The sequence below is a fragment of the Acidithiobacillus ferridurans genome, from assembly GCF_003966655.1.
In the GTDB taxonomy this organism is placed as follows: domain Bacteria; phylum Pseudomonadota; class Gammaproteobacteria; order Acidithiobacillales; family Acidithiobacillaceae; genus Acidithiobacillus; species Acidithiobacillus ferridurans.
The window spans coordinates 2,152,144-2,165,791 of the sequence record NZ_AP018795.1 but is presented as its reverse complement, the minus strand read 5'-3'; the positions used below and the strand labels follow the sequence as shown (position 1 = coordinate 2,165,791).

The 13,648-nt window shown below is 59.1% G+C and carries 14 protein-coding genes and 1 pseudogene; all 15 read right to left on the bottom strand.

From position 1 onward, the window contains the following. Window positions 1–62 precede the first annotated feature (62 nt). The 15 genes and pseudogenes from hslO to rpoE all read right to left on the bottom strand — a co-directional run bounded on the left by hslO (window position 63) and on the right by rpoE (window position 13,637). The gene (gene hslO / locus AFERRID_RS11155) at window positions 63–905 is read right to left on the bottom strand and encodes an Hsp33 family molecular chaperone HslO (protein WP_126605210.1); all 843 of its coding nucleotides are present in this window, start codon (window positions 903–905) and stop codon (window positions 63–65) included. Then, the gene (locus AFERRID_RS11150; RefSeq protein WP_225981978.1) at window positions 898–1,680 is read right to left on the bottom strand and encodes an ATP-binding protein; all 783 of its coding nucleotides are present in this window, start codon (window positions 1,678–1,680) and stop codon (window positions 898–900) included. The genes hslO and AFERRID_RS11150 overlap by 8 nt, the downstream gene beginning before the upstream one ends. Then, a complete protein-coding gene (gene rfaE1 / locus AFERRID_RS11145) occupies window positions 1,670–2,641 on the bottom strand; it encodes a D-glycero-beta-D-manno-heptose-7-phosphate kinase (protein WP_225981977.1) in 972 nt (323 codons plus the stop codon). Before rfaE1 ends, AFERRID_RS11150 begins: the two co-directional genes overlap by 11 nt. After that, the gene (locus AFERRID_RS11140) at window positions 2,622–3,944 is read right to left on the bottom strand and encodes a UDP-glucose dehydrogenase family protein (RefSeq protein WP_113526636.1); all 1,323 of its coding nucleotides are present in this window, start codon (window positions 3,942–3,944) and stop codon (window positions 2,622–2,624) included. Before AFERRID_RS11140 ends, rfaE1 begins: the two co-directional genes overlap by 20 nt. 3 nt (window positions 3,945–3,947) lie before the next feature. Continuing rightward, entirely contained in the window at window positions 3,948–4,337 is a 390-nt protein-coding gene (gene acpS, locus AFERRID_RS11135) for a holo-ACP synthase (RefSeq protein WP_113526637.1), read from the bottom strand. After that, window positions 4,334–5,059 carry a pyridoxine 5'-phosphate synthase gene (pdxJ, locus tag AFERRID_RS11130; RefSeq protein ID WP_113526638.1) on the bottom strand — a complete coding sequence of 242 codons (726 nt, stop codon included), beginning with the start codon at window positions 5,057–5,059 and terminating at the stop codon, window positions 4,334–4,336. The genes acpS and pdxJ overlap by 4 nt, the downstream gene beginning before the upstream one ends. After that, window positions 5,056–5,823, bottom strand: coding sequence for a DNA repair protein RecO (recO, locus tag AFERRID_RS11125; protein ID WP_113526639.1), 768 nt, complete (start codon window positions 5,821–5,823; stop codon window positions 5,056–5,058). Before recO ends, pdxJ begins: the two co-directional genes overlap by 4 nt. Next, a complete protein-coding gene (gene era, locus AFERRID_RS11120) occupies window positions 5,813–6,727 on the bottom strand; it encodes a GTPase Era (protein WP_126605209.1) in 915 nt (304 codons plus the stop codon). Before era ends, recO begins: the two co-directional genes overlap by 11 nt. Continuing rightward, window positions 6,720–7,400: a ribonuclease III gene (gene rnc / locus AFERRID_RS11115; RefSeq protein WP_113526641.1), complete on the bottom strand. Its 681-nt coding sequence runs from the start codon at window positions 7,398–7,400 to the stop codon at window positions 6,720–6,722. Before rnc ends, era begins: the two co-directional genes overlap by 8 nt. Before the next feature lie 60 nt (window positions 7,401–7,460). Next, complete coding sequence (locus AFERRID_RS11110) at window positions 7,461–7,772, bottom strand: DUF4845 domain-containing protein (RefSeq protein ID WP_225981976.1); 312 nt, start codon at window positions 7,770–7,772, stop codon at window positions 7,461–7,463. A gap of 205 nt (window positions 7,773–7,977) precedes the next feature. Beyond that, complete coding sequence (lepB, locus tag AFERRID_RS11105; protein WP_113526643.1) at window positions 7,978–8,769, bottom strand: signal peptidase I; 792 nt, start codon at window positions 8,767–8,769, stop codon at window positions 7,978–7,980. A gap of 66 nt (window positions 8,770–8,835) precedes the next feature. Next, window positions 8,836–10,638, bottom strand: a complete 1,803-nt coding sequence (gene lepA / locus AFERRID_RS11100; protein WP_126605207.1) for a translation elongation factor 4 — start codon at window positions 10,636–10,638, stop codon at window positions 8,836–8,838. A 104-nt stretch (window positions 10,639–10,742) separates the two neighbouring features. Further along, window positions 10,743–12,169, bottom strand: a pseudogene (locus tag AFERRID_RS11095) (Do family serine endopeptidase). 182 nt (window positions 12,170–12,351) lie between these two features. Then, window positions 12,352–13,014, bottom strand: coding sequence for a sigma-E factor negative regulatory protein (locus AFERRID_RS11090; protein ID WP_113526646.1), 663 nt, complete (start codon window positions 13,012–13,014; stop codon window positions 12,352–12,354). Beyond that, window positions 13,011–13,637, bottom strand: a complete 627-nt coding sequence (gene rpoE / locus AFERRID_RS11085) for an RNA polymerase sigma factor RpoE (RefSeq protein WP_113526647.1) — start codon at window positions 13,635–13,637, stop codon at window positions 13,011–13,013. The genes AFERRID_RS11090 and rpoE overlap by 4 nt, the downstream gene beginning before the upstream one ends. Window positions 13,638–13,648: the final 11 nt, after the last annotated feature.

The window sequence follows — 13,648 nt, the reverse complement described above, 5'->3', positions numbered from 1 at the left end:
AATCTCTCGTCCGCCCCCGATACTACAGGAGAACCATCCGCCTGACTATGCTACAAACTGTGCTAATGCAGCGGTTTGCCCGCAGCAAACAGCAGCGCGATATCCGTATCCGCAAAACGATAGACCTCATGGCAGTATTCACAGGTGACGATGACCGCACCTTCTGTGGCCAACGTTTCTTCCGCTTCCGCCTGCCCCAACGACACCAGCATCCGCTCCACCCGCTTACGGGAACAGGAACAGGAAAAGGTCAAAGGCTGCTCCGTATGCAAACGCACCGATTCCTCCGGGAAAATCTCCGGAAGAAACTGCTCAGGCTGCGCCTTCAGCAGAGACTGGTCCGATCCGATGGCGATAAACTGGGTAGCCACCCGCCAATCCTCGACACGGAGTACACCTGGTAGCCGTTGCAGGAAATAACCTCCGGCCTGCTGCGCCGCCACGTCCACCGCCAATCGGAAATAGGCGGGCGACTGCACCGACTCTGTAAAATAGGCGTTCAGGGATGCCGTCAGTGTTTCCCGTAATGCCACCAAACCCTGATAGCGATACCGATCCATTCCCATGTCCACAGTGATGGCGAGCAGGGCATCGGGCAGGTTCGAGAAATCCACCGTAGCGCCCTCCTCCCAGCGACCATAAGCCCGCATGCCACCCGCCGCCGTCATCTCCGCCACCAGCAGTTTCAACGGCCCCTTGCTCTGCGTCTGCATGATCAAGCGTTCATAGTTTTTCTGGGTGGTAGCCATTAGCGCCAGACCCACCAACACCTCGCCCAGCAGCTTAGCCACGCCTTCTGGTCCGGAGAAATCCCGTAGCACCCGCGCGTAAATATCATCCAGGCGACAGCGCGCCCCTCGCAATGGCAAGGTCTCCCAATAAAAACTCTGCGAAAAATCAGTCATGTGTTTCCTCAAATTCCAAACCTTCCAGTCCCTGCCCCATCAGCGGCAGCAAGGCACGCTGGAGTTGTTTGAACAGCCGGGGATCGTATGCTTCCTGCGTGGCAAGGAGTTCTTTCATGTGCTGGCGCTCCGTCGGTTTGCCGAAACAGGCCGGACAATTTTCATGAATCACCGGCAGGGCTTGCTCCGTGGCGAACTGGCGCGTTTGTCTTTCCCGGCAGTACACCAGCGGGCGAATCACCCGTAAGTCGCCTTCCCGCACTCGGTAATGGGCCTTCATGGTGCGCAACTCGCCATTATAAAACATGGACATGAAGAAGCTTTCGGCGAAATCGTCGAGATGTTGCCCCAACGCCAGGACCTGATAGCCTTCGCGCCGCGCGCAGCGATACAAAACGCCTCGCCGCATGCGCGCACAAAAACTGCAATAAGAAGGCCGTAGAAGGTGCTTTTGTGCACGCTCATAAATATTCTGTCGCTCCAGAAAATACGGGATACCCAGCTCCCGCAGGTAAGGTACCAGCGGTTGTGGATCATAATCCGGACTCATGGGGTCGACGGTGGCCACGCCCAAGTCAAATGGCACCGGGGATTGCCGTTGCATGGTCCGCAACAGGTGCAGCAGGGTCAGGGAGTCCTTGCCACCGGACAGACCAAGCAGGACGCGATCCCCCGGCTGAATCATGCGAAAATCGGCAACCGCCCGGCCGGTCCTGCGCTGTAAAAGCTTCGGTACGGGTAGCCGCGGCAGAGTCGTCACCATCTCAGCCTTCACGCATGGATTCCGTCGCGGCCAACTCTTCCACCGTCACGACGGCCGCCCCCAGCTTGCCAACGACGATTCCTGCTGCGCGGTTGGCCAGTTCCACCGCACGATCCATCGCCCAGCCCGCTGCGAGGGCCGTCGCCAGAGTTGCGATGACCGTGTCTCCAGCACCCGTTACATCAAAAACCTCCCGGGCCTGAGCCGGATGGTGATGGATGGCATTCTCCATAAAAAGGGTCATTCCTTCTTCACCGCGCGTCACCAGCAGTGCTTCCAGTTGCAGAGATACCCGCCACTGCTCACCCAACGCGCGGAACTGCGCTTCATTCGCCCAGGTGCCCGCCACTGCCTGAAATTCGCCGAGATTGGGGGTGATGATGGTCGCCCCCTGGTACGGGCGATAATCCCTACCCTTGGGGTCGATCAGCACTGGAATACCCAGACTGCGCCCCAGTGCCACCAGATATTCCACTTCCCGCAAGGCGCCCTTGCCGTAATCGGACAGCAGCAACGCCTTGGCGTTGATCAGTAAGGCCGGCGCCTGCTCACGCAAGGCGTCGCTGTGGGCCTGGCTGGGCTGCGCTTCAAAATCCATGCGCAGGAGCTGCTGCTGGTGACCAATGACGCGCAACTTCACCGTCGTTGGACAGGCCTTGTCAGGAATCAGCAACGTCTTGATCCCGGCTTCCGTCAGCAGCGTTCCCAAACGCTCACCCGCTCCGTCATCCCCTACCAGGGCCAGCAAGCGTGCCTGCGCCCCCAGCGCCAGCACATTCAGGGCGACGTTGGCGGCGCCGCCGGGACGTTCTTCTTCTCGCCGCACCTGCACCACCGGCACCGGCGCTTCGGGCGAGATACGTTCGACTTTGCCAAACCAGTAACGATCGAGCATCACGTCACCGACGATAGCCACCTGCGCCCGCGCCAGACTGTGCAAATCCCCGGCCATATCAGGGGCGTCCAATGGCATGATAAGCAAACCCTTCGGCACGCACGACCGCCGGATCGTAAATATTGCGCCCATCGACGATGAGAGACCGACGGAGCAGGCTGTGCATCTGTACAAAGTCGGGGCTGCGGAATTGCTGCCACTCGGTACAGATCACCAGCGCTTCGGCCCCTTCACAGGCCATGTAGGGGTCCGAGCAGAGCCGCAAGGCGTGTTCTCCTCCATAGATCCGTCGGGCTTCCTCCATGGCCACCGGATCATAGGCCTGCACCTGCGCACCGCGCCGCCATAAGGCTTCCATGAGTACCCGGCTGGGGGCCTCGCGCATGTCATCGGTGTTGGGTTTGAAAGCCAGTCCCCACACGGCAATGGTTTTGCCCGTAAGATCCTCGCCCAAAGCGCTCACCACTTTCTGCTCCAGAAGCCCCTTCTGACGATCGTTCACCTTCTCCACCGCAGCCAGGAGAGGCGCATCAAAATCATACTGCCGCGCACTGTGTTCCAATGCCCGCACATCTTTGGGGAAACACGATCCGCCATAGCCGCAACCCGGGTATATGAAGTCATAACCGATGCGGGGATCGGCGCCAATTCCGCGCCGTACCTGTTCGATGTCCGCTCCCATCCGCTCCGCCAGTCCCGCCAGTTCATTCATCAGCGATATTTTGGTGGCGAGCATGACATTGGCGGCATATTTGGTGAGTTCCGCGGAAGGCGGGTCCATGATGATCAGGCGGTCATGATTGCGGTTGAACGGGGCATAGAGGACGCGCATCCGCTCCGCTGCCGCCACGTTATCCACACCGATGATAATCCGGTCCGGCTTCATGAAATCCGCCACCGCCGCTCCTTCCTTCAGGAACTCGGGATTGGAGACCACATCGAAGACAATATCCGCCGCCCGGTCCTGCAAAACAGCAGCAATTCGGGCGCGGACTTTTTCTGCAGTGCCTACCGGTACCGTGGATTTATTGATCACCGTGACCGGCCGTTGCAAATGTCGGCCGATGTCGCCGGCCACCGCCAACACATGACGCAAGTCGGCAGAACCGTCTTCATCGGGCGGTGTCCCCACGGCGATGAACAGGAAATCCCCATGGGTTACGCCCTCGGCAACCTCCGTAGTGAAGCGCAAGCGCCCGCCGGCAATGCCTTCCTGTACCATGGCGGGCAAATCCGGTTCGTGAATGGGCACATCTCCGGTCTGCAACCGCGCCACCTTGTCGGCGTCCACGTCCACGCACAGCACCTGATTACCCACCTGCGCCAGACAGGCGCCAGTGACCAGCCCCACGTATCCGGTTCCCACCACCGTTACCTTCATCGCCTACCCTCCCCGTTCCAGCACCACGACCGCCATGGCATAGCGACGTTCATCGCTGATGGACAACCAACTGCGCACGCCATCCCCGAGCCCCTGTAGGATCTGTTGCGCGCGACCGCCCAGCACCAATTGCGGACGTCCGCCCGAATCGTGGCCCACCTGCACGTCCATCCAGCGCACCCCATTGGTCATGCCGCTACCCAAGGCTTTGAATGTGGCCTCCTTGGCCGCGAAACGCCGCGCCAGAAAAGCGGCGCCGGCCGCGGCTTCCGTCGGCATGTCCGCCACCTCCAAAGGCCCCAGCAGACGCTCGGCCAGACGTTCCCCGAAGCGGGCATGGAGACGGGCCATCCGCTCGACGGCAACGATATCCGTCCCCATTCCCACGATCATCCACGCGCCTCGAGCATGAGTCGTTTCATATCCGCCACCGCCGTCGCCATACCGACAAATACGGCATGGGCGACGATGGCATGGCCGATATTCAACTCCCGGATATGGGGGATCGCTGCCACTGCCTGCACGTTGTGGTAATCGAGCCCATGCCCGGCATTCACCCGCAGGCCAAGGCTATCGGCAAAGCTTACCGCGCTGGTGATCTGGCCCAGTTCTTCAGCGCGCGTCGCCGTATCAACGGCATTGGCATAACGGCCCGTATGCAGCTCGACCACGGGCGCTCCGGTTTCCATCGCCGCCTCCAGCTGAAAAGGATCGGGGTCGACAAACAGCGATACTCTGACCTTGGCGGCGGCCAGACGCTGGCAGGCCTCTTTGATACGAGACAATTGTCCGGCAACATCCAGTCCACCCTCGGTGGTCAGCTCCGCACGGCGTTCCGGCACCAGACAGCATTCGCTAGGGGATAGGCGCTCCGCCACACGCAAGACACTTTCCTCAACGGCCATTTCGAGATTGAGGCGGGTACGCAGGGTCTGGCTGAGAATCTCCACATCCCGCTCCACGATGTGCCGTCGATCCTCGCGCAGATGCGCGGTAATGGCGTCGGCGCCAGCGCGTTCGGCGACGAAGGCCGCCTCCACCGGGTCCGGGTAACGGGTGCCGCGCGCCTGCCGCAACGTCGCGACGTGATCGATATTCACCCCCAAGGCAATCATTCGCTGTGCTCCTCCCTTTTCTGTATCGTCATCGCAGGCGGTGTTCTGCGCAAGTATGCCGTAAGGAGGCGGCGACTCTCCAGTGGGCGTCCGCCCAGATGGATCCGCAACTCCTGTTCCAGACAACGCCGTAGGGAGGAATTCCAGACTGGCATATGGCGTGTCTGCATCGCCCCCCGTAACCAGACCAGGGCCGCCGCCTCGATGGTCACCGCAGCATCGGGCGCATGGGCCGGACAGAATACACCGCGTGCGGCCTGGTATAACCAGTGTTCTGAAGATGCCGCATCGGGAGACCGGCCACACTCCGCGCAACGCGCTAGATCAGGTGCCCAACCCAGATTTTCCAGCAGGCGCCGTTCGAAACGCCGCAGATACCAGCCTTCTCCCGGTTCACTGCGCAACGCGTCGATGGTTTCTTCATAGACTTGAAAGAGATCGGGGAAGGGATCTCCACGCTGCGTCAGCCGCAACAGCAGCTCGTTGACATAAAAAAGGCTGAGATTCTGTAGGGGATTGAGTGGCAGAAACGGACCCAGTTCTTCCGCCTGCGCCAGTACCGGTAATTCCCCCCGTCCCAGCCAGCGCACCCACAGGGGGCGTCCCGCCTCGATCCGCGCCAGCGCAGAACGCGCGCGTCGGGCACCTTTGGCCAGCACCCCCAGCCGGCCTTGTGTCCGGGTAAACAATTCCACTATCAGGCTGGTATCTCCGTAAGGGTAGTGATGCAGCACCCAGGCGCGATCACCGGGTTCAGTCGTCATACCCCAACTCGCGCAGGATATGATGGTCTTCCGACCACTGTTCCTTCTGCTTGACCCATAATCCCAGCCAGACCCGCTCTTCGGTCAATTGCTGCAGTGCCTCCCGCGCCCGGCTGCCGATCACCCGCAGACGGCTGCCACCGTCGCCCAGAATAATGGCTTTCTGCCCCGGCTTCCGGCAATAAATGGTCGCCTCTATGCGCTGCTGGCCGCCTTCCACCTGATAGCTTTCAATGGCAACGGCCGTGTCGTAGGGCAGTTCCGCACCGAGTTGCCGGAATATCTGCTCGCGAATGATTTCTGCCGCCATAAACCGCAGATTGCGATCGGTGACCTGATCCTCCGGGAAAGCCGCCGGAGCCGGTGGCAATAGCGGCACCAGGGCATCAGCCAGACGCTCCACGTCCGCCGCCCTGCGCGCCGAGAGTGGTATGATCGCCGCGAATTCTCCACGCTCCGCCAATGCCTGCAGATAGGGAAACAGACGCCCCTTGCTCGCAATCCGATCCACCTTGTTTACCACGGCCACCAGCGGAATACCGGCCCGCTGCAACCAGCGCAGGGCCTCCGCGTCGTCATGGGTCCACAGCAGCGCCTCTACCACCAGCACGCCCAGATCCGCAGATTCCAGCGCCCCTCGGGTGGCCCGCAGCAAGTGCCGGTTCAGGCTGCGATAGCCGCCATGCACACCCGGCGTATCCAGAAAGAGCAGTTGTCCGTCGGGGCGGGTCAATATCCCGAGAATCTGATCCCTGGTAGTCTGCGGACGCGGCGCCGTGATGCTGATTTTTTGCCCGACCAGATGATTCAGCAGGGTGGATTTACCCACATTAGGACGCCCGAGCAGCGCCGCATATCCGCTGCGGTACCCTTCGTCAGGAACGCCACTCTTGATCTCATCCACGCACGGCAACCTGCAGTTGTACCAGCATCAGCGCCGCCGCCTGCTGTTCGGCTTTCCGCCGGCTGCCATCCTCCGCTTCGGTAGCTTCGGCGCCAGGCACACTGCAACGCGCCACGAAACGCCGCTCATGGGCCTGTCCTTTTTCCGCCACCAACGTATAGACAGGAACAGGACGTCCCTGTCCCTGCAGGAATTCCTGCAGGCGCGTTTTGGGATCGCGCAACTCTTCGCCACCCAGGTCATCCGTCATCAAGGGCTCGACCAGTTGTGCCACGATACGCTCCGCCGCGCTAAAGCCGCCATCCAGGAAAGCCGCGCCAATCACCGCCTCCAAGGCATCGGCGCGGATGGAGTCCCGCCGGGCGCCGCCGCTGCGTATTTCTCCGGGGCCGAGGATCAGGGAGTCGGCCAAAGCGATTTTTCCGGCGATCTCCGCCAGGGTTTCCTCCCGAACCAGCCGTGCCCGCATCCGCGACAGATCCCCCTCACTCACCTTGGGAAAGCGGGCGAAGAGCTTTGCCGCTACCACAAAATTCAGTGCCGCATCCCCAAGAAACTCCAGCCGTTCATTGTGTCGAGCGCCCGCACTTCGATGTGTCAGCGCCTGCAACAGCAGGGGCTGCTCACGGAAATGATAGCCGACCGATTGTTGCAGAGATTCTAAAGCATCCATAAACCCATCGACTCAGTCATTAAAAACAGGAAAAAACTGCATGGTATACCAAAAAGGTTTTCAATGCCCTGCGGCGTCAAAATGCAGTAACAAACTGACATTGCCAACCAATGGCACGATCTTGTCATAACTGACGGTGATCAGCACCGGTCCGGCACCCGCTTTTTCGATCTGGATGCCTTTCTGCGGGATATGGATCATGGCCACCTCCAGGCGGGCATTGAGGTCGCGGCGAATCTGGGCAGCGGACTCTCCCGGCACGGACTGCTGCTCCTGCTGGTTGACGATATTTTTCAGAGACCAGTAATCATAGTAGGACGGCATCACCTTCACGACAAAGGCGACGACAAAGACCAAGATCAACAGCCACAAGATCGCACCCACCAATGAAAGCCCTGCCTCATCCGGACGCCGCGTGATCAGGGACCGCGCCCACCCGCTACGCTGGCCTGAACAAGTCCTTATGGCTTGTTGCTCTGATATGGGGTTACCCATTTCGAACCCTCCCGGATCTCTGCATTCATCCCTCTTCCCTACTTAGTCCTGAACAGGGATTTTGCAAGTGCAGCCTCCGGACTCAGGAAGCCCCATCCAGTGCGCGGCCGATCTGGTTCCAACGGATGGACCAATTCTCGGCATCCCAGGAGAACCACACGAACATTGCCTTCCCAACGATATTGCGTTCCGGCACCACGCCCCAGAAACGGCTGTCATTACTATTATCCCGGTCATCCCCCATCATGAAATAAGAATGAGGCGGCACCTTGTAGGGACCGAAATTCATCTGGGCTTCGGGCGTGGCAAATTCAATAATATGGAATTTATGGCCACCGAGTTCCTGCTCATACTCTTTGGTAGGGATAACCATACCCTCGGCGCCCTGTCCTTCCGGCCGGTAATTAAAAGTACCGATAAATTTTTGTGGCACTAGCTTGTTGTTGATGTAGAGCGCATCTCCCCTGACCTCAATCGTGTCGCCGGGCAGGCCGATGACCCGCTTGATGTAGTCCACACGCGGATTTTTGGGATAACGGAACACCATGACATCACCCGCTTCCACCGGACTGCCACGGGTAATGGGTGTGTGGATCAGCGGTAGCCGCAATCCCCACTGGAATTTATTGACCAGCACGAAATCGCCCACCCGCAGGGTTGGTATCATGGATCCGGACGGTATCTGAAAGGGTTCAAACAGAAATGCACGGATCAAAAAAACAATCAGCAATACCGGAAAAAAACTCCGGGCATACTCGACAACGACGGATTCCCTGGCTCCCGCAGGCCGTTTCCTTCGCAAAAACAGCAGATCGCCCAGCCAGATCAGGCCGGAAAGCACAACCGCCAGAAACAATCCCAAGGTAAAATCCATCAGTACCTGTCCTTCATTGTGAATGCGCCCAAAATCAGCCTCCGCACAAGTTGCGCGGTGCGCGTTTTACCTCTTGTCACTTTTCAGCACCGCCAGAAAAGCTTCCTGGGGAATCTCCACATGACCAACCTGCTTCATGCGTTTTTTGCCTTCCTTCTGCTTCTCCAGCAATTTACGTTTGCGCGAAATATCGCCACCATAACACTTGGCCAGCACATTCTTGCGCAGGGCCTTGACCGACTCCCGGGCGATGACTCTGGCGCCGATCGCCGCCTGGATAGCCACCTCGAACATCTGTCGGGGAATCAGATCACGCAAACGAACCACCAGTTCCCTACCGCGCCGTTCGGACACATCACGATGCACGATCCAGGACAGTGCATCCAGCTTTTCCCCGTTGATGAGAATGTCCATTTTCACCAGCGGCCCACTCTCAAAACGTGCAAATTCATAGTCCATGGAGGCATAACCCCGGCTCACTGATTTGAGGCGATCAAAAAAATCCAGGACCACCTCATTGTGCGGCAACTCATAGCGCAACATTACCTGCCCACCGGTGAACTGCATATTCTTCTGTCGTCCACGCCGCTCTTCACAAAGAGCGATTACCGGGCCGAGATACGTTTCCGGCACCAGAATGTTCGCCGTAATCACCGGCTCGCGAATATCCGCAATCTTCTGTGCCGGAGGCAATTCGGCGGGATTGGAAATCTTCAGCACCTGGCCGTCGGTGGTAAGCACCTCATAGATCACGGTGGGTGCCGTACTGATCAGTTCCAGTTGGTACTCGCGTTCGAGACGCTCCTGCACGATTTCCATATGCAAAAGCCCCAAAAATCCGCACCGGAAACCAAAACCCAGGGCTTGTGAAGTCTCCGGCTCGAACTGCAGGGCCGCGTCGTTCAGGCGCAACTTTTGCAGCGCCTCGCGAAAGTTTTCGTAATCCGCCGAGTCCACCGGATAGAGCCCGGTGAATACCTGTGGCTGCACCTCGCGAAAACCGGGCAGAGGCGCACTGGCGGGGCGGTCCTGCTCGGTCAGGGTATCTCCCACCCGGGCGCCTTCAATGGTCCGCACGCCCGCAATGACAAAGCCCACCGCCCCCGTTTCCAGGGCGGGGACCATCAGCGATTTTGGGGTAAAAACACCAACCTTTTCTACCACATAAGGTTTCTGACCCACCATCGTCAGGATGCGCTGACCGGGACGGATGGAACCGTTCATCACCCGCACCAATACCACCGTCCCCAGATAATTGTCGAACCAGGAGTCGATGATGAGGGCTTGCAGCGCAGCGTCCGAGTCGCCCTGGGGAGGCGGGATGCGTTCCACCACCCGTTCCAGAATCTCCCGGATACCGGTACCTTCCTTGGCACTGGCCTCTACGGCATCGTCAGCAGGCAGCCCGACTATTGCTTCAATCTCCCTGCGCACCCGCTCCGGATCGGCAGCCGGCAGATCGATTTTATTCAAGACCGGCAGGATCTCCAGGTTGTGTTCCAGCGCCGTATAACAGTTGGCGACGCTTTGCGCCTCCACCCCCTGCGATGCATCCACGACCAGCAGCGCGCCTTCACAGGCAGCCAGGGAACGGCTCACTTCGTAAGAAAAATCCACATGGCCCGGCGTATCGATGAGGTTGAACTGGTACTCCTGCCCATCTGCGGCGCGAAACTGCAGGCGCACACTCTGTGCCTTGATGGTAATGCCGCGTTCGCGTTCGATATCCATCGTATCCAGCACCTGACTGGACATTTCACGCTCGGTCAACGCCCCGCAAAGACGGATGAACTGATCCGCCAGAGTGGATTTTCCGTGATCCACATGGGCAATAATGGAAAAATTGCGAATATGCTGCTGTTCAGTCATCTGGCCTGTCAATCCCTGGGCGCCGGGCGGACACTACCACCCCGCCGGATGCAATACCAAAAGGGCTGGTATAAGCGCCCAGCCCTTCGCGGTGATCGCCTGCTTCAATGCGGCAGCGAAAGCACCAGATAGAAACTCCCCTCACCACGTCGCACCAGCACCGGGATCGGCTGACCCGCCGGCAAGGCAGCCACCAGCTTCTGCAAGTCGGCGGCACTGGTAATCTGCTGTTGAGCCACCTGCAAGATCACATCACCGGGACGAATACCGGCTTCCGCCGCCGACCCCACACCAACCCCGAGGACCAGGACACCAGTATTCACGTGCAGTTGCTTACGTGCCTCCGCGGTCAGCGGACCCACCTGCACATTCAGTCGTTTGACTTCACCTTCCTGCGCCGGACCGCTGGATGCGGCGGATTCCACCGTATTCTCCAGGTTGCCGGGCAGGCTCTCCACCACGATGTTGAGGCTCATGGGCTTGCCATCACGGATAACCCCCAGCTTCGCCTTGAAGCCGGCGGGCAATACCCCTACCAGCGGCGGTAGTTGGCCAGAGTTATAGATGGCCTGACCGTCAAAGGAGACGATGACATCTCCCGGACGCAACCCTGCCTTGGCAGCCGGGCCGCCAGGCACAACCTGTGACACCAGCGCGCCTACCGGCTCTTTCATGTGGAAGGACTTGGCGAGATCCATACTGACATCCTGAATCATGACCCCGAGCCAGCCAAAATGCACTTTCTGATGCAGTTTTAACTGTTTGACCGCATCCATGGCGACATTGATGGGGATGGAGAAAGACAAGCCCATGTAGCCACCGCTATTGGTATAGATCTGGTCGTTGATACCAATGACCTGGCCGCGCATATTGAATAGCGGGCCACCGGAGTTACCAGGGTTGATCGGCACATCCGTTTGAACGAACGGGATGTAGGGATCATCCGGCAAAGGCCGCGAGGTCGCACTGATCACACCCTGGGTGACGCTGTTCTCAAAGCCGAAGGGCGAACCCACCGCCAGCACCCACTGTCCGACTTCCAGTTTGCTGGAGTCACCAATCTGTACCACCGGCAGATTCTTCGCGTCAATTTTGAGCAACGCCACATCCATACGCGCCGACAGGCCCACCAGGTGAGCCGCGTATTGATGGTGATTGGTGAGACTGACGATGATCTTCTGCGCCCCTTTCACTACATGCGCCGCAGTCACGATATAGCCGTCGGAGCTGACGACAAAACCGGACCCCAGGGATTGCACCTGATATTTCTGTCCGGCTCCGCCACCAGGCGCTCCAGGTTGCCCCGGTGCGCCAAAGAAGGGGGCGAAAAACTGATTCAGGGGAGAGTTCGGCGGGAAGGGGAGGCCGTACCACGCGCCACCCTGGTCTCCGTCGTGCTGATGTTCACTACTGCAGGTCCATACTGTTTGACGATGGGCGTAAAATCAGGCAGCCCCACCAGCGCCTGGCCGCTGGCACCGGAATCCGCCCAAGCAGGCGTCATCGCCCCGATACTCCATCCCAAACCCATACAAAGCGCCACCACAAGGCGCTGTCCACCCAGCACACAATTTTTCAAGACCCCTCCCCAACCATCCGATTTGCTGCTCAATTCAAGACCGTATCTATCATCTCGGTATCTGCAGCACTTGGCAACAGGCATCGCGCCACCGTGCCGATACGTATCGGCACACGTTCTGACCAATGCTGATTCTAGGGATAACCTGCAGGAAAAGCCATGGAAGCCGCACTGATCCCCGCCGCGGGCGTATAGGCCGCACTTTCCAGATCAGACTGCCCCGAAGCGTAGGCGGAAGGAATCCGCGAGGAAACGAGGTAGTTACCACCACCGGGCACCCACAACCGTTGAATATCTCTCTGGATAACCACGTTTGTGCCGACAGGCGGCGACGCAAAATCCGCTACGGGGCTCAGATGAAATTCTTCGCCACGGGTTGAAAACCCCCTCAGCACGGCGGTCTGCGCATAATGACCAGATCCGCCGCCAGCAACGGATGGCCCCACTCCTTGATGGGGCAGGAGACCTACCAGGGTCACTGATACCACCAGCACCGCAGCGACAGAACCGGTCTTCACCCAGAAACTTCTTGAACTACCCTGCCGCAGCGGGCGTTGCGGCGCGAGGATGCCGGGTTCGTTCACGATCGCCCAGGCTACCCGATCGGCGAAACCAGCCGATGCCAGGCGAACCCCTTTCCCATCATTTTGCAGAAGAAAAGAAACGCGGTACTGAGACTCCCAAGCCTCACGCAAACCGCTTTCACGCTGTATACGTGCGGCAAGACGGCTGGCGCGCAGCCCACTGAGCTCGCCCTCCATGAACGCCATCAGTTCTTTTTGCGTTTCATCGTTCATGACTTTTCCTGCTCCAACAAAGGGGCCAGAACCCTGGCAATTGCTTCACGCGCCCGAAAAATCCTGGACCTCACCGTCCCCACCGGGCACTCCATGACCTGGGCAATTTCGTCGTAACTCAAGCCTTCAAACTCCCGCAAGGTGACCGCCATGCGCAAATCTTCCGGCAACGCCGTCAATGCCTTGTTGATATATTCCGCTAACTCCCTACTGAGTAACAACCCTTCCGGAGTATCGTACTCCCTTAGTCCATCGCCACTGGCAAATTGTTCCGCATCTTCCGTTTCCACATCCACAATGGGAACCTGCCGGCCTTGGGCTACGAGGTGATTTTTTGCCGTATTGACGGCGATACGATACAGCCAGGTGTAAAACGCGCTATCGCCGCGAAAATTGGCAAGCGCGCGGTAGGCTTTGACAAAGGCTTCCTGGGCCACATCTTCGGCCTCCTCCGGCGTGCGCACAAAACGCCCGACCAGGGAAATCACCTTGTGCTGGTATTTGCGTACCAGGAGATCAAATGCCCCCTTTTCTCCCTTTTGTACGCGCTGGACGAGGAGCAGGTCACTGGGTGCGCCATGTTCCTGACCACCCGCCGTGCTGTGTCCCATGATTTTACCCATTCGGCCGTTTC

What these genes read in the sequence shown, in the direction of transcription:
- hslO (WP_126605210.1), bottom strand. Translation starts at nt 905, where the DNA reads ATGACTGATTTTTCGCAGAGTTTTTATTGGGAGACCTTGCCATTGCGA.
- rfaE1 (WP_225981977.1), bottom strand. Translation starts at nt 2,641, where the DNA reads ATGCCATTGGACGCCCCTGATATGGCCGGGGATTTGCACAGTCTGGCG.
- AFERRID_RS11140 (WP_113526636.1), bottom strand. Translation starts at nt 3,944, where the DNA reads ATGAAGGTAACGGTGGTGGGAACCGGATACGTGGGGCTGGTCACTGGC.
- acpS (WP_113526637.1), bottom strand. Translation starts at nt 4,337, where the DNA reads ATGATCGTGGGAATGGGGACGGATATCGTTGCCGTCGAGCGGATGGCC.
- pdxJ (WP_113526638.1), bottom strand. Translation starts at nt 5,059, where the DNA reads ATGATTGCCTTGGGGGTGAATATCGATCACGTCGCGACGTTGCGGCAG.
- recO (WP_113526639.1), bottom strand. Translation starts at nt 5,823, where the DNA reads ATGACGACTGAACCCGGTGATCGCGCCTGGGTGCTGCATCACTACCCT.
- rnc (WP_113526641.1), bottom strand. Translation starts at nt 7,400, where the DNA reads ATGGATGCTTTAGAATCTCTGCAACAATCGGTCGGCTATCATTTCCGT.
- lepB (WP_113526643.1), bottom strand. Translation starts at nt 8,769, where the DNA reads ATGGATTTTACCTTGGGATTGTTTCTGGCGGTTGTGCTTTCCGGCCTG.
- lepA (WP_126605207.1), bottom strand. Translation starts at nt 10,638, where the DNA reads ATGACTGAACAGCAGCATATTCGCAATTTTTCCATTATTGCCCATGTG.
- AFERRID_RS11090 (WP_113526646.1), bottom strand. Translation starts at nt 13,014, where the DNA reads ATGAACGATGAAACGCAAAAAGAACTGATGGCGTTCATGGAGGGCGAG.
- rpoE (WP_113526647.1), bottom strand. Translation starts at nt 13,637, where the DNA reads ATGGGTAAAATCATGGGACACAGCACGGCGGGTGGTCAGGAACATGGC.